The sequence below is a fragment of the Pseudomonas sp. MWU13-2862 genome, from assembly GCF_023242495.1.
In the GTDB taxonomy this organism is placed as follows: Bacteria; Pseudomonadota; Gammaproteobacteria; order Pseudomonadales; family Pseudomonadaceae; genus Aquipseudomonas; species Aquipseudomonas gingeri_D.
In genome coordinates this window covers 63,450-77,616 of the sequence record NZ_JALMEZ010000008.1, presented here as the reverse complement: position 1 = coordinate 77,616, position 14,167 = coordinate 63,450, and the positions used below count along the sequence as shown (strand labels likewise).

At 61.3% G+C, this 14,167-nt stretch carries 13 protein-coding genes and 1 pseudogene; 5 read left to right on the top strand and 9 right to left on the bottom strand.

Annotated features, from left to right (window positions below):
• A complete protein-coding gene (locus M5C56_RS15920; RefSeq protein WP_103498371.1) occupies positions 1-3,102 on the top strand; it encodes a transglycosylase domain-containing protein in 3,102 nt (1,033 codons plus the stop codon).
• 16 nt (positions 3,103-3,118) lie between these two features.
• Here M5C56_RS15920 and M5C56_RS15915 read toward each other — a convergent pair whose 3' ends face one another.
• Positions 3,119-3,640, bottom strand: coding sequence for a C40 family peptidase (locus M5C56_RS15915; RefSeq protein WP_103498372.1), 522 nt, complete (start codon positions 3,638-3,640; stop codon positions 3,119-3,121).
• A gap of 233 nt (positions 3,641-3,873) precedes the next feature.
• Between M5C56_RS15915 and M5C56_RS15910 the strand changes: the two genes are divergently transcribed.
• Together M5C56_RS15910 and M5C56_RS15905 are read left to right on the top strand one after the other, a co-directional pair.
• The gene (locus tag M5C56_RS15910; RefSeq protein ID WP_103498373.1) at positions 3,874-4,464 is read left to right on the top strand and encodes a PadR family transcriptional regulator; all 591 of its coding nucleotides are present in this window, start codon (positions 3,874-3,876) and stop codon (positions 4,462-4,464) included.
• Positions 4,461-5,243: a siderophore-interacting protein gene (locus M5C56_RS15905; protein WP_103498374.1), complete on the top strand. Its 783-nt coding sequence runs from the start codon at positions 4,461-4,463 to the stop codon at positions 5,241-5,243. The genes M5C56_RS15910 and M5C56_RS15905 overlap by 4 nt, the downstream gene beginning before the upstream one ends.
• Positions 5,244-5,377: 134 nt before the next feature.
• Here the strand turns inward: M5C56_RS15905 and M5C56_RS15900 are convergent, their stop codons facing one another.
• Positions 5,378-6,031 carry a Pr6Pr family membrane protein gene (locus M5C56_RS15900; RefSeq protein WP_103494372.1) on the bottom strand — a complete coding sequence of 218 codons (654 nt, stop codon included), beginning with the start codon at positions 6,029-6,031 and terminating at the stop codon, positions 5,378-5,380.
• Between the two features lie 17 nt (positions 6,032-6,048).
• Positions 6,049-6,279 carry a VF530 family protein gene (locus M5C56_RS15895; protein WP_103494373.1) on the bottom strand — a complete coding sequence of 77 codons (231 nt, stop codon included), beginning with the start codon at positions 6,277-6,279 and terminating at the stop codon, positions 6,049-6,051.
• 321 nt (positions 6,280-6,600) lie between these two features.
• On the opposite strand from M5C56_RS15895, the pseudogene M5C56_RS15890 reads away from it, so the two are divergent.
• A pseudogene (locus M5C56_RS15890) lies at positions 6,601-6,996 on the top strand (TonB-dependent receptor); the annotation flags it as partial.
• Between the two features lie 80 nt (positions 6,997-7,076).
• Here M5C56_RS15890 and M5C56_RS15885 read toward each other — a convergent pair.
• Both M5C56_RS15885 and M5C56_RS15880 read right to left on the bottom strand, forming a co-directional pair.
• Complete coding sequence (locus M5C56_RS15885; RefSeq protein ID WP_103494374.1) at positions 7,077-7,730, bottom strand: Pr6Pr family membrane protein; 654 nt, start codon at positions 7,728-7,730, stop codon at positions 7,077-7,079.
• A 152-nt stretch (positions 7,731-7,882) separates the two neighbouring features.
• Entirely contained in the window at positions 7,883-8,524 is a 642-nt protein-coding gene (locus M5C56_RS15880) for a Pr6Pr family membrane protein (protein WP_103494375.1), read from the bottom strand.
• A 564-nt stretch (positions 8,525-9,088) separates the two neighbouring features.
• Between M5C56_RS15880 and M5C56_RS15875 the strand changes: the two genes are divergently transcribed.
• Positions 9,089-9,427: a DUF3077 domain-containing protein gene (locus M5C56_RS15875; protein ID WP_103494376.1), complete on the top strand. Its 339-nt coding sequence runs from the start codon at positions 9,089-9,091 to the stop codon at positions 9,425-9,427.
• A gap of 170 nt (positions 9,428-9,597) precedes the next feature.
• Here M5C56_RS15875 and M5C56_RS15870 read toward each other — a convergent pair whose 3' ends face one another.
• From M5C56_RS15870 to M5C56_RS15855, 4 genes are read right to left on the bottom strand one after another with little or no spacing between them, the layout of a single operon-like run.
• On the bottom strand, positions 9,598-10,020 hold the full coding sequence (locus M5C56_RS15870) for a group 1 truncated hemoglobin (RefSeq protein ID WP_103494377.1): 423 nt from the start codon (positions 10,018-10,020) through the stop codon (positions 9,598-9,600).
• Positions 10,020-10,880, bottom strand: coding sequence for a DUF3034 family protein (locus M5C56_RS15865; protein ID WP_103494378.1), 861 nt, complete (start codon positions 10,878-10,880; stop codon positions 10,020-10,022). Before M5C56_RS15865 ends, M5C56_RS15870 begins: the two co-directional genes overlap by 1 nt.
• A 5-nt stretch (positions 10,881-10,885) precedes the next feature.
• A complete protein-coding gene (locus M5C56_RS15860) occupies positions 10,886-13,243 on the bottom strand; it encodes an EAL domain-containing protein (RefSeq protein WP_103494379.1) in 2,358 nt (785 codons plus the stop codon).
• The gene (locus M5C56_RS15855; RefSeq protein ID WP_247263213.1) at positions 13,227-13,916 is read right to left on the bottom strand and encodes a methylamine utilization protein; all 690 of its coding nucleotides are present in this window, start codon (positions 13,914-13,916) and stop codon (positions 13,227-13,229) included. Before M5C56_RS15855 ends, M5C56_RS15860 begins: the two co-directional genes overlap by 17 nt.
• Positions 13,917-14,167 lie beyond the last annotated feature (251 nt).

Genomic DNA, 14,167 nt, shown 5'->3' with positions numbered 1-14,167 from the left:
ATGGGCGCTTTATGGCAATCCGATTCGAGCAACACTGTGGCGCCAGCCAACAGGGAGGATGAAGCGCCTTTACCGAAAAAACCGCGTAAGCGCAGGCTGTGGTGGCGGCTGTTCTGGCTCGTGCTGCTGATTGCCCTGGGATTGCTGGGGTTTGCCGCCTCGCGGGAAATGCGCAGCTCCAAGATCCAGGCACGGGAGTTCAGCCGTCTCGCCGCCGACCTCGGTTATTCGCTGGAGCCCGGGCCCAGTGACTCGATTCTCTATCCCGGCGACGGGCCTTTCGACAAGCGTCTGGGCTACAGCGCCCTCGGTGAATTCCTGCCGCGCCTGTTGAAACGCAATTATCGGATCGAGGCCCAGGCCCGCTTCTCCCCGGCACTGCTGGACTACAGCCAGGAAGGCTTTTTCGTACCATACAAGGAGAAAATCCAGGCCGGACTCTCGATCACCGATTGCCGCGGGGGCGATGTCTACCATTACGACTACCCACAACAACTCTATGCCAGCTTCGAAGCCATTCCGCCGTTGGTGGTCAATAGCCTGCTGTTTATCGAGAACCGTGACCTGCTCGACCCGAAGCAGCCCCAGGCCAACCCCGCCGTGGACTGGCCACGCTTCGGCAAGGCGGTGCTGTCGCAGATTGCCAAGGTCCTGCACATGGGCGGCCAGACCGCCGGCGGCAGCACCCTGGCGACCCAATTGGAAAAATACCGGCACTCGCCGGACGGCCTGACCCTCTCCGGCGGTGAAAAAATCCGCCAGATGATTTCCGCCAGCGTGCGCGCCTACCAGGGCGGGTCGCAAACCCTGGAAGCGCGCAAGGATGTGGTCCGCGACTACCTCAACAGCGTGCCGTTGTCCGCCGTGCCCGGGCATGGCGAAGTGCATGGCATGGCGGAAGGCTTGCGGGTCTGGTACGGCGCGGATTTCGCCCAGGTCAACGCCCGCCTGAACAGCGTGGCCAGCGATCCCCTGAGCCTGTCCCAACGCGGCCTGGCCCTGCGTGAAGTGCTGTCGCTGATGATTGCCCAACGCCGGCCCTCCCATTACCTGGCCCGCGGCCGCGACGAATTGGCCGAACTGACCGACAGCCATATCCGCCTGCTGGCCCAGAACGCGGTGATCGACGGTCCCCTGGCGGCCGCCGCGCTGGCCAGTAAAGTGACCTATCGCGACTGGCAGCAGGAACCGACGATCCAGCCGGTGGAGTCGAACAAGGGCATCAGCGTGGCCCGCAGCCGCCTGTCGGCCATGCTGGACCGCCCACTCTACGACCTCGACCGCCTTGATCTCTCGGCCACCAGCACCTTGCAATCGGACCTGCAAAGCCAGGCCAGCGACTACCTCAAGCGCCTGGCCGACCCTGAGTTCGCCAAGTCCCTGGGACTGTTGGGCGAACACCTGCTGACCCCCACCAGCACGCAACAGGTGCGCTACAGCTTCACCCTCTTCGAACTCACCCCCGACAGCGCGCGGGTGCGAGTGCAGACCGACAGCACCGACCAGCCCTTCGACATCAACGAAGGCAGCAAGCTCGAACTGGGCTCCACCGCGAAACTGAGGGTGCTGACCAGCTACCTGCAGATCATTTCCGAACTGCACGACCGTTATGGCAACCAGTCACCCGCCGAACTGAAAAAAGTGGCGAATGACGCCCAGGACCCGATCACCCTCTGGGCGGTGGACTACCTGGCGCAAAACAGCGATCGCTCCTTGCCGAAAATGCTCGACGCGGCCCTCAGCCGGCAATACTCGGCCAACCCCGGCGAAAGCTTCTTCACCGGCGGCGGTTTGCATCACTTCCATAACTTCCGCAAGGAAGACAACGGCCGCAGCCCGACCTTGCGCGAAGCCCTGCGCGAGTCGATCAACCTGCCGTTTATCCGCCTGATGCGCGACCTGGTGCGCTACAGCACCTACCAGGGCCCGAACAACAGCGCCGAATTGCTCAAGGACGACAACGAGCCACGTCGCCAGGAATACCTGGCGCGCTTTGCCGACCGCGAGGGCACGGCCTTTATGCTGCGCTTTTGGAAGAAGTACCAGAACAAGACGTCCCAGGAGCGCCTGGACACCTTCCTCGACGGCATGCACCCGACGCCGATTCGCCTCGCCGCCGTGCATCGCTACCTGCTGCCGAACGCTCCGCAAGCGGTTTTCAATACCTTTGTCCGGGCCCACCTGAAAACCGAGAAAGTCACCGACGAACGCCTGGCCAAACTCTACAAGACCTACGGCCCCGGCACCTTCGACCTGCCCGACCAAGGCTTTATCGCCAAGGTTCACCCGCTGGACCTGTGGTTGCTCGGCTACCTGTTGAATAACCCCCAGGCGCACTTCAGCCAGGTGGTGGCCGCCAGCGAATTCGAACGCCAGGAAGTCTATGGCTGGCTGTTCAAGAGCAAGCACAAGAGTGCCCGCGACAGCCGGATCCGGGTGATGCTGGAGATCGAAGCCTTCCTCGATATCCATCAGCGCTGGCAACAGGTCGGCTACCCCTTCGATCACCTGGTACCGTCGCTGGCCACCGCCATCGGCAGTTCCGGCGACCGTCCGGCGGCGCTGGCCGAACTGGTGGGGATCATCCTCAACGACGGCGTGCGCATGCCGACCCTGCGTATCGACAGCCTGCACTTCGCCGCCGGTACACCTTACGAAACCCGCCTGGTCAACGACCCGGACAAAGGCAAACGGGTGATGCCGTCAGAGGTCGCCACGGCCCTGCGCGAAGCCTTGTCACAAGTGGTGGATGCGGGCACCGCACGACGGGTTTCCGGCAGCTTCAAACAGCCGGACGGCACACCGCTGGCCATGGGTGGGAAAACCGGTACCGGCGACAACCGCATCGAAGCCATCGGTGCCGGCGGGCGGGTCTTGAGTTCGAAGTCGATCAACCGCACGGCGACCTTTGTGTTCTACATCGGCGATCATCACTTCGGCACCCTGACCGCGTTCGTGCCGGGGCGCTCGGCCGAGTCGTTCAAGTTCACCTCGGCGTTGCCGGTACAGGTGCTCAAGGGCATGGCGCCGATCCTGACGCCTTACCTGCAACCGGGCAGCAACACCTTGTGCACCGCACAGAAGGTCGCGCAAACGCCCTGACGACAGGAGAAAAACCTCAGCGGGTCGTGTGAAATCGCTTGGCGAGGGTGTAGCTCTTTTTCCAGTAGCTATTGCTCAGCGAATCGATGCGTACCGTCTTGCCGCTGCGCGGCGAGTGAATGAATTTGTCTCCGCCAATATAGAGCCCGACATGATTGACGGTGTTCTGCCCATTGCGCCGGAAGAACACCGCATCGCCGGGCTTGAGGTTTTTCCGTTCGATGGTCTTGGCGTTGGAGCGGCGCATGGCAACGGTGGTGCGCGGCAGCTTGATATCGGCTTCCTGCTGAAACAGATAGACCAGCAAGCCGCTGCAATCAAAGCCGTTGACCGACATCCCGCCCCACCGATAGGGCGTGCCGATCAACTCATGGGCACGGCCCACGACATTGTCGATGGGCGCTGGCGCGGCCTTGGGCCGCAGCCCCTTCAGGACCTTGGCCGATGAAACAGGTTTCGCCACATCGAGGGTGGCGTGAGCCGACAGGAACAGGCCCGGTGACACCCACAGCAGCGCGCCGAACAAGAAACTGGGCATGATAAATCCCGCCTTTTTGACACAAGACGGCATGGTAAAGAGCTGTTCCAGCCTTGCTTAGAGTGCTTTTCTCCAATTGGCGTAGGGAAAAACTCCAAGTCGACACAGAAAACACAAGCACCCCCTGAGAGACGTATAAGCACAAACGGGCCGCGCGTCCGTTCGTCACTTTTTCTTGCCGAGCGTTTAAGATATATCTTAAGGTATATCTTAACTAGACAGGAGAAAGAGAAATGAGAGAGGAACATCCCCACCATCGTCACCATCCCCGGGAATTCGGCGATGGCCATGACGGTTTCGAACGTCGCCCCGGTCGCGAACGCGGCGGCCGCGGCCCCCGGGTCTTCGCCCCCGGCGACCTGAAGCTGTTGCTGCTGGCGTTGATTGCCGAACAGCCGTGCCACGGCTACGACCTGATCCGCCAGATCGAAGGCATGTTCGACGGTGCCTACAGCCCGAGCCCCGGCGTGATCTACCCGACCCTGACCTTCCTCGAAGAAAGCGAAATGATCCTCGGCGACGCGGCTGCCGGGAAAAAGAGCTACAGCGTGACCGACGCCGGACGTCAGTCCCTGATCGAACAGGCCGTGGCCCTCGATGGCGTACGCATGCGCATCGATGTCAGCAAGCGTTCGCTGCGCGGCCATGAACGGCCGCTGGAAATCCACGAGGCGGTGCACAACCTGCGCCACGCCCTGCAACTGCACAACGGTCGCTGGAGCCCGGAAGAAATCCTTCGGGTTCGCGACCTGCTGAACAACACCGCCAAGGCCATCGTCGATGGGCCAGCATCCGCTCCATCCTGCTCGGAGAAACCGGAATGAATGCAGTCAATCAACAAGGGATTCACCGTGTCATGCACGAGATCAAACGACGCCGCCTGGAAGTGTTGCGGGTCGTCGACCTCACCCCGCGCATGCGCCGCATCACCCTGGGCGGGCCGGAGCTGGCGGGTTTTATCAGCCTGGGCACGGACGACCATGTAAAGGTGTTTTTCCCACAGAACGCCGCCGAACAGGCCGCGCTGGAAACGATGGTGCTGGGGGCCAAGGACAACGGCCCGATGCCGGCCATGCGTGACTACACCCCACGGCGTTATGACCTGGAAAGCGGCGAACTGGATATCGACTTCGTGCTGCACGGCGACGGCCCCGCCGCGACCTGGGCGGCCCAGGCGGCGCCCGGTCAGTTCCTCAATATCGGCGGCCCTCGGGGTTCGATGGTGGTCCCGGATATCTTCGACAGCTACCTGCTGATCGGCGATGAAACCGCGTTGCCAGCCATTGCTCGGCGCCTGGAAGGGCTGGCGGCCAATCGACGGGCTCGGGTGGTGATCGAGGTGGAGAATGCCGGGGAACAGCAGGTGCTGCAGAGCCCGGCACAGGTCGAGGTGACCTGGGTACGACGCGATGCGCCGGAGCAGGATCTGCTGCGCACCGTCGAACAGCTGAATATCCCCGAAGGCAGCCTGTATGCCTGGGTGGCGACCGAAGCGGCGCTGTCGCGCAAGATCCGCAAGGTGCTACTGGGCAGCCATGGTTTGAACGAGGAATTCCTCAAGGCGGTCGGCTACTGGAAACTGGACGACAGCGCCGAGGAGTAATTCGTCGCTAGGGAGGGCCTCTTCGCGGGCAAGCCCTGCTCCTACAGGGTTGTGTCGTACACAAGGTCAGCGGACGCCGCGAAACTGTAGGAGCAGGGCTTGCCCGCGAAGGCGTCAACCCGGACACCACAGCTCTACCTGCCACCCCGCCACCGATCCACCCCGATCAACACCCCCGACACCAACAAAAAACCCAGCAGAATCTGCCCGGCATTGATAAACACCTGTGGATAACCCAACTTATCCACATCAAAAAAGGGATACGGGTACACCCCGATCAGATGCCCGCGCAGCAGCACATAAGCGAAATAGACCACGGGATAGATCGCCCAGGGCACTCCATCCCACAACCGCAAAGTGCCCTTCCTCACGCAACACCACCAATAGACCACAAACAGCACCGGCATCACGTCGTGCATCAACTCATCGGCCAACCACTGAAACCCCTGGGGATGCCACAGATGGCGCAACAACAGGTTGTAGGCCAGCCCGACCACCACGATGCTCGCCGTCACCCCCGTCTGCACCGCCGGTTTGAGAAACCAGCGCCTGCCCGCTGAATCCCGCGAAGTCACCGCACAGGTCAGCACCGTCGCCGCCAGGGTATTGGTCAGCACGGTGAAAAAACTGAAGAAGGTCACCACCCCGCCGATCAGGCTGGCCTCCACCTGCCAGCGAAAAATCAGCAGCAGATAGAGCTGGATCGCCAGTCCGCCCCAGCCCAGGAACGCCGCGCCCAGCAACAGCAGCCGACGCAAACCGCCCGAGGTTTGCACTGCGCCATGCATCGCTGCGCTTTCCGTATTCACAGCTCGCGCTTGGTACGCGCCAGCTTGATATAGAGAGCCTCGACCTTCTCCCGCGCCCAGGGGGTCTTGCGCAGGAACGTCAGGCTCGACTTGATGCTCGGGTCACTCTTGAAGCAACGGATATCGATGCGTTGCGCCAACCCTTCCCATTCGTAATGGGTCACCAGGGCCGTGAGGATCTGCTCCAGGGTCACGCCGTGCAAAGGGTTGTTGTTCGATGCCGTCATGCCAGGCCTTCAGGTCAGGAAATGGAAGAAGCCGCGCACCTTAGCCGAGCCTTGGGGCGGGGGGAAGAGCCACGGGCGAAGACAAGGCGTCCCGTATCTGAAATGACTGTAAGACCACTCTGATGTAGCACGCGAATTGCGCTCGAGCGACAGTCCTGTAGGAGCCAGCTTGCTGGCGATCAAACGCAAGAACGCCTCCTGCTTCAAGTCTAGCGCTGCAATCGGAAACACCTGGGGTTTTGTTTTCCTGACTCTACGAGCTGTACGCCAAAGGTGCCCACGTGGCGATCGGCACCGGTGAACTGGGCGATGCCAACCTGCCTTGGCGAAAGCACCTACGGCAAATTTGCCTTGGAACTGTCCGGGGACTACACCCGAACCACCAACCTCGACACCGGCGAAGCGCTGCCACGGATCGCCCCGTTGCGCCTGAACAGCGGCCTGCTGTGGGAACTGGATCGCTGGCAGGCGCGGATCGATGTCGAGCATGCGACGGGACAGGGACGAGTGCTGGCCAACGAAACCGGGGCCTCGGGGTACACCACGTTCGGTGCCAGAGCCAGTTATCACTTCGACATCTGCAGCAGCCAGTGGCTGGCCTTCGTCAAGGGCGACAACCTGACCAACCAGACCGCGCGCTACGCCAGTTCGATCCTGCGGGATATCGCCCCGGCGCCGGGAAGCAGTGTCGAGTTCGGGTTGCGGACCACGTTCTGACCTTCCTTGCGAAGGCGGTGCCTGTGAACAAGACGGCCGCCTCTCGGTGGCCGTCTTTTTTACCCGCCTCGTGTGCAGGATCAGCGATTGCCTTTCCAGCGATCCACGGCAATCACCACCAGCGATATCACCACAAACGCCACCAGCACCATCACAGCATTGATAAACACCTGTGGATAACCCAACTGATCCACGTCGATAAAAGGATAGGGATAGGAGCCGACAAAGTAGCCACGCACCAGGGCGTAAACGAAGTAGACCGCCGGATAGATCAGCCACGGCCAGAAATCCCGCCATTGCAGGGTGCCCTTGGGCACGCAGAACCACCAATAGATCACAAACAGCACCGGCATCACGTCGTGCAGCAACTCATCGGCCACCCACTGCAGGCCCTGGGGGTTCCACGTATGGCGCAACAACAGGTTGTACGCCAGCCCGACCAGCACGATGGCGGCGGTCACACCGCCCTGGACCTTGGGGTTGAGAAAGAACCGCCGAAACGGCGAATCCCCTGATGTGGCCGCGCAGGTCAGCACGATCGCCACCAGGATATTGGTCAGCACCGTGAAATAGCTGAAAAAGATATCCACACCGCCCAACAGGCTTTTGTCGCCCTGCCAGCGCGACATCAGGATTAGATAGAGCTGGAGGGCCAATGCAAACCATCCCAGCAGTGCCGCGATTTTCACGGCAATGCCCCCCGTGCTCTGCGTTAACACCATTTCGTTGCTCATAACCTATCTCCTGGCTACGCGGCACCTGCGACGGCAAAGCCCCAATCGATTGGACGCTTATAAACAGGCTGTCTATTGAGCAAGACCCTAGAAGAAAGCGGGACAAGGCTCTACTGTCAGAAATGACAGTCCTGACCAGCGGTCATCGTCGTTCAACGCTGGCCTCGCCAGCGATCCACGGCTATCAGCAGCACCGACAGCAGCACGAATACCAACACCACCAGCCCGGCATTGATAAACATCCGGGGATAACCCAGCTCCCCCACATCGATGAAGTCATAAGGGTAGGCACCAATCAGGTATCCGCGCACCAGAAGGTAAACGCAGTAGACCAGCAGATAGATCAGCCACGGCAGCGCATCCCGCCATAACAAGCGACCCCTTGGCGCACAGAACCACCAATAGAGCAAAAACAGTATCGGCATCACGTCGTGCATCAACTCATCGGGGACCCACTGGAACTCTTGAAAACTCGACGGAACTCGCAACAGCAGGTTGTACACCAGGGCGACCAGAATCATGCCGACCGCCGCGCCCCCTTGAACCGAGGGCTGGAGAAAGAAACGCCGCAGGGTCGAATCTCCCGAGGTTGCCACGCAGGTCAACACCAGCGCCGCCAGGATATTGATAAGCACCGTGAGATAACTGAAGAAGTCATCCAGTCCACCCAACAGGCTCCCCGCATCCTGACAGTTCTGGTAGAACTGGATGCCCAATGTCACCCAGCCCAGAAGCGCAACGCCCTTCAGGACAATCCCGCTCCAGCCTGGCGTCCAAACCCTGTCATCGCTCATGAGCTTGGTTCCTGACTCTCGCAACCTCTGCGATCCCAAAGATCCCCGTCGGTCGAGCACTCGATACAACACAGTGCCTTTGAGCATGACCCTAGAAGAACGCGAGATAAGGCTCTACTGTCAGAAATGACAGTCCTGACCAACGGCAGACCCGCTCGCAGGTGTTTTGGAAAAGCGCTACCGACTGATGAGGCTGGTGCGGCGCGTTAGCGGTCCCTGGAAGGCTTGATGGATCAACCCCGAATGCGACTTTGCTCTTTCATTCGTATGAAGTTTCCTAGAAAATCCTGACCGCTTGCGCCTGCCAAAACACGTGGCTAGTCTTCGTTCGTCACTGCCAATTCAGTGATCGGGTTTAGTAGCCCGCGTGAGCTTTAGGCGCATGGTGTCATCGTGCTGTCAGGTCCTTTTATTGCCTGAACATTATGGTGGCTGTGCGCAGGGCGCCTTCGGGTGCACCGGTTCCTTAGCTCGCCGGCCTACTAACCTGCGTACAGCTGCCACCCTCCAATCGTTTAGTAGCGACGCGGTAGCAGCTCAACCTACGTTGAGAGAGCTAAATCAATGTCGAAGATTACCCCCGATCCACCCGTCAACCCGCTGTACAAGCACGACAAGACCAGCGACCGGATATTCGCCCATTACAACCTGCCGCCGCTTGAACCGCCTGAGCCTTACAAACTGCCGGAGAGCCTGTACCGGATCCGCACCGATGTGCGCTCGGAAGAGTCGCTGACCGCCGCCTATGAGCTGCTGGAGTCGGCAGCGGCGACGGCCTATGAATCCGTGGAAAACCTGAGCGGCGCCAATCGCAAGGTGGTGCTGGGCGTGGTGCACCTGATCGAGTTGGCGAAGGCGTTGGTGGATTCGGCGTTGAATGAGCGCGGAGGAGAACACCTCTAGGTTTTGTGGTGCCTGGGCCGACGCATTCGCGGGCAAGCCCTGCTCCTACAGTTTTGCGTCGATCACAGGTTTTGCGCACGACACAAATTTGTAGGAGCAGGGCTTGCCCGCGAAGAGGCCAGTAGCCGTTATGCAAACCCCCAGGCAAACGCTTACAGGCGTTATTCAACCTAATGCTGAATAACCTCACCCCGCATCGGCGCCAGCCGGGCAATCAAACGATTCTGCACCGGCACCGGAATGCCCTGGGTATCCATCGCCGCAATCAGGTCTTCCACCAGCGCATTAAAATCGCTGCGGCTGACGTTCTGACCCTTGTGGCTCTCGGCCATGGTGTCGCCGGTGTACACGCAGGGCCCACCCGCCTCGACGCAGAACTGCTCGACCAACTTGTCCCGCAAACGCTGGATATCGATCTTGCGAAAACGCTCGACGATCCGCGGATCGTGGGCAATGTTCAACAGCATGCCCTCGACAATCCGGGTAATCCCCGCCCGCTCGCCCAGGTCACGATAGAGGCTGTCATCCTTGGGTGGCTGCTGGGCACAACCGGCCAGCAGCAGAACCACCAGCAGCAGTTTCAGGCCACGCATCAGAAACTCCCCTGCACGGACAGATAGGTGCCGTTCTGGTTATCCAGGGTCGCGATTTCTCCGAGCTTGGCGTAAGCCAGGACAAAGGACACATGCTTGTTGGGGAAGTAGCCGATAAACAGGTCAGCCCAATCGCTCTCACCGGAAAACGACAGGTTGTCCGGCTTCTGCCGATACTCCACGCCCATGGCCCAGCGCGGGTTGAACAGCACCGCCACCGAGCCTTCCTTGAGCAGGCTGCGGGTATCGCGCCGATCGCCGCCGAAGCCCATCAGCCCCAGCTCGTTGGCCCGACTGTAGCGCACGCCGCCGTTGACCAGCAGGTTGTAACCGAAGGCCGCGCCCATGAACAGGCGGCTGACGGCCAGGTAGCCCTCCACATCCTGGTCACGCTTGGCGCCCACCAGTTGCGGAATCTCGAAGTTGGTCTGGTGCTTGTACTCAAGCCCCAGGGACACCTGGGGCAAGCGGTCGTAGATCACATCACCGAACAGGCGCACCTTAAGGCCAAGGATGTCCTGCCCCAGATGATCTTCCGGCAGGCTCAGCTTGCTGACCAGCGACCCGAGGTCGAAGCGCTGGCGGGCAAAGGAAACCTCCACGCGGTTGTCGTAGGACGACGCGACCCCGGCCACATCGAGCCGATAATCCGGGAGATTGACCGTGGTGGCGAACGCGGTGGCGCTCCACTCGTTCTGCTCGCCATAGCCGGTCAGCACCGCCCAGGGCGTGATCCCGCCGCCCGCCGGGCCTTCGAGGCTGCTGGCCCCGCCCGTGGCGATCAAACGGCCGTTGTCGGCCAGAACCGGTTGCGCTCCCAGGCAGGCCAGGCCGCAGAGCAAGAGAGATAAACGCTTCATGGCCGTCAATGAACCACAACGGACGGTGAACCCAAAGGTAAGGCAACCCAGGCCTCGAACGCTGCCGCGGTCAACGGGCGGCTGATCAGGTAACCCTGGGCGGTGTCGCAATGCCAGCGCTCCAGCAGACGCAAGCTATGTGCATATTCGACGCCCTCGGCGACCACCTTCAGCCCCAGGTTGTGGCTCATTTCGATGGTCGAACGGACGATCACCGCATCCTCGCTGGTTTCATCCAGGTCGCGGACAAAGGATTGGTCGATCTTCAGTTCCTGCACCGGCAGACGCTTGAGGTGGGCCAGCGACGAGTAACCGGTGCCGAAGTCATCCACCGACAGGCTGATGCCGCACTCGCGCAGCCGGTGCAGGACCTTCAAGGCCTGCTCGGGCTCGCGCATCACGGCGCTTTCGGTGATCTCGAAAATCAATTGTTCGGCCGGCAGCCGGTATTGCTTGAGCAACGCCGAAACCCGGTCGGTCAGGTCGGGGCCGAGCAGGTCCTCCGCCGAAATATTCAACGACAATTGCAGGCGCAGGCCACGCTGGTTCCACTCCGACAACTGGCGTATGCCCTCCTCGATCACCCAGTGGGTGAGGATCTGGATGCTGCCGGTGCGTTCGGCCAGGACGATGAACTCCGCCGGCGAAACCATGCCGAACTGCGGGTGTTGCCAGCGCAACAGGGCTTCGGCCTGACGCACGCGACCCTCACGGATATCCAGCTTGGGTTGATAATGCAACAGCAGCTCGCCGTTGGCGGCGGCATGGCGCAGGTCGCGAATCAGGGTGACCTGGCGGCGATGCGCGAGGTCGCGCCCCTGTTCGTAGATCTGGATGCGGCCGGGAATCTGCTCGGCATCTTTCATGGCGATGGCGGCGCGGCTGAGCAGCTCTTCGGCGGACAGGCCATCCCCCGGGAAGGCGGCAATCCCTATCCGGCAATCCAGGGCCACTTCATGCCCGGCAATCCGCTGGGGCTTGAGCAACAGCTGCTGGAGCTTGTCCGCGGTGGCGACCGCGCCGTCGCTGGCGGTACCCTGCAACAGCAGCAGGAACTCGCCGCCGATCAGGTGCGCGACGGTATCGCCGGCACGCAGGGCGCCCAGCAGGCGCTGGCCGACCTGTTGCAGCATCAGGTCCACCGCGTCGGGACCACCGGCTTCGCCGATCGCCCGCAGGTTGTCGATCTCCAGGTAGACCAGGGCCACCGACCGCCCGGCGCTGATCGCACTGCCCAGGCGTTCCATGGCCAGCGCCCGGTTGGGCAGCCCGGTGAGCCCGTCGTGCAAGGCATTGTGCGCCAGTTGCTGCTCGCGCTCGGCAATGCCGCTTTGCATGGAGTTGAAGGCGGTGGCCAGGAGTCCCAGCTCGTCACTGCGCTTGAGCGGCACCGGGGTCTGGTAATCGCCCTGGCCGATCCGTTCCGCCGCCTGGGCCAGCGCCCGCACCGGTTGCGAAACGCTGCGCGCCAGCAACAAGGCACCGGCCAGGGACGCCACGAGCGAGATCAGGGCGATCAGCAGAATGTTCTGGTCGAGGGGCGCGAATGCCTGCATCGCCGCATCCAGTGGACTTTGCAACAAGGCGATGACCTGGTTGTCATTTTCATCGGCGGTGCTGGCCAGCATCAGCGTCTTGCTCAGGAAACTGTGCTGCTCATATTCGGTCAGTTGCTGGATGTGTTTATCGGCGCTGGCGAGCATCAAGTGTTCAATGCTCTGCGCCATGGCCGGCGGCTGGGTGCTCACCAATTGCCCGGGCTGCTGCATATCCACGGTCAGGAACGACACTTCCAGGTTGCTCAACGAACGCAGCTCGCGGGCAAACTCGGTGTCCATGGAAAAGCCCATCACTACCCGGGCGATCGGCAAGGGCGCCAGCACCGTTGCTTCCACCAGCAGGTGCGGATGGCCCTGCAACGGCACGATCAGGGTCGACTGCTTGGCCCGCCGCGCTTCGCGCAACGCGTGGTCATAACGGAACTGCGAACCTTCTGGCATATCGTCCAGGGTACTGGCGAGGACCTTGCCGTCCATGCTCAGGAGGATCATGTCAGTGGCGTTGATGCGCTTGCCGTGGTTGATCAGCACCGAGCGGATGGTCGCCGAATCGCCGCTGGCCACGGCATCGCGAAAGCCGAAGTCCGACGCCAACAGTTGCACGCCATCGCTCAGGCGTCGGCTCTGGACATCCAGCAGGCGTTCGAACACCCGGGTACCGAGCTGCAATTGTTCGCCAGCCTGGCTGCGGATCGCGCTGTTGGTGGCGGCCTTGACGCTGAAATACAGCGCGCCGACCACCACCAGCAACAGCAGGATCAGGACGCAGGCGACCCGCGCCTGAAAGCTACTTCGCAGTTTCACTGACAGCTTTATTGAAGGCATCGCCGAAAGCACTCGGAGCCGGCGCCGCGGGTGCATCCGGCGACAGGGGTTGGATCGACAGGCTGAAGCGTTGCTTCAGGTCCGTGGCGGACACACCGATTTCGCCTCCTGGCTGCGGCAGCATATCGGCCACCTGGGGATGCCAGAGCGTTATGTGGTAGCGGCCGGCCGGCAGTTTGTCGAAGCGGATCAAGCCCTTTTTATCACTGACCGCAAACCAGGGATCGTCGGTCACATAGACATAGCCAAGCATCCAGTCATGGATGTTGCAACCCAACACCACGATACCCGGCTTGTCGAACAGCACCGGGTCCGACGGCGTGCCTTCGTAAAGACGCAGCTCGAAGCGCTTGGGCGCCGAGAAGGAATAGACCTGATGGCGGATATTGTCACTGTTGGGAAAGCGGATCTGGGTGCCGGTATGTACCGCCAGCACATGGGGGGCGTACTGTTTGTCGCGCTGGTCCATATCGGCCTTGAGGCTGAAGATCGGCGGCGGCACATCGCCCTGCAAGGTCAAGACCGCGTTCGGCAAGGGCTTGCCGTCCTGATCGACGATCTCGGCCTGGAAACCGGCGGCCACACCCAGGCCGCTCGACAGCAGACATGCAACAAACAGAAACAATCCGGTCAACGAAGTTGGGCGGGCCATGCAGCAACTACTCATCAGTGTGTGATCGTGGGGGCCGACCTTGGCATGAAAATGTTCCGCGAATGCAGATTACCGGGGGTTGCAGAGAAGAGCACGCGGCAAATACGGCCATTAGCCACTATCCTGGCACAGCCGACGACCAACCGCTTGATCGGCAAAACCTTTACATGCAAAACACTTCTGTACAACGCTTATTGATCAACTATCGGCCGACTTTCGCAAAGCTATACTCCCGGCCATTGAAACCACCG

Bases quoted from the DNA above. Each gene is read 5' to 3' on its own strand.
- M5C56_RS15915 (WP_103498372.1), bottom strand. From the start codon at position 3,640: ATGCCCAGTTTCTTGTTCGGCGCGCTGCTGTGGGTGTCACCGGGCCTG.
- M5C56_RS15875 (WP_103494376.1), top strand. From the start codon at position 9,089: ATGTCGAAGATTACCCCCGATCCACCCGTCAACCCGCTGTACAAGCAC.
- M5C56_RS15905 (WP_103498374.1), top strand. From the start codon at position 4,461: ATGAATGCAGTCAATCAACAAGGGATTCACCGTGTCATGCACGAGATC.
- M5C56_RS15855 (WP_247263213.1), bottom strand. From the start codon at position 13,916: ATGGCCCGCCCAACTTCGTTGACCGGATTGTTTCTGTTTGTTGCATGT.
- M5C56_RS15900 (WP_103494372.1), bottom strand. From the start codon at position 6,031: ATGCATGGCGCAGTGCAAACCTCGGGCGGTTTGCGTCGGCTGCTGTTG.
- M5C56_RS15870 (WP_103494377.1), bottom strand. From the start codon at position 10,020: ATGCGTGGCCTGAAACTGCTGCTGGTGGTTCTGCTGCTGGCCGGTTGT.
- M5C56_RS15865 (WP_103494378.1), bottom strand. From the start codon at position 10,880: ATGAAGCGTTTATCTCTCTTGCTCTGCGGCCTGGCCTGCCTGGGAGCG.
- M5C56_RS15920 (WP_103498371.1), top strand. From the start codon at position 1: ATGGGCGCTTTATGGCAATCCGATTCGAGCAACACTGTGGCGCCAGCC.
- M5C56_RS15880 (WP_103494375.1), bottom strand. From the start codon at position 8,524: ATGAGCGATGACAGGGTTTGGACGCCAGGCTGGAGCGGGATTGTCCTG.
- M5C56_RS15895 (WP_103494373.1), bottom strand. From the start codon at position 6,279: ATGACGGCATCGAACAACAACCCTTTGCACGGCGTGACCCTGGAGCAG.
- M5C56_RS15910 (WP_103498373.1), top strand. From the start codon at position 3,874: ATGAGAGAGGAACATCCCCACCATCGTCACCATCCCCGGGAATTCGGC.
- M5C56_RS15885 (WP_103494374.1), bottom strand. From the start codon at position 7,730: ATGAGCAACGAAATGGTGTTAACGCAGAGCACGGGGGGCATTGCCGTG.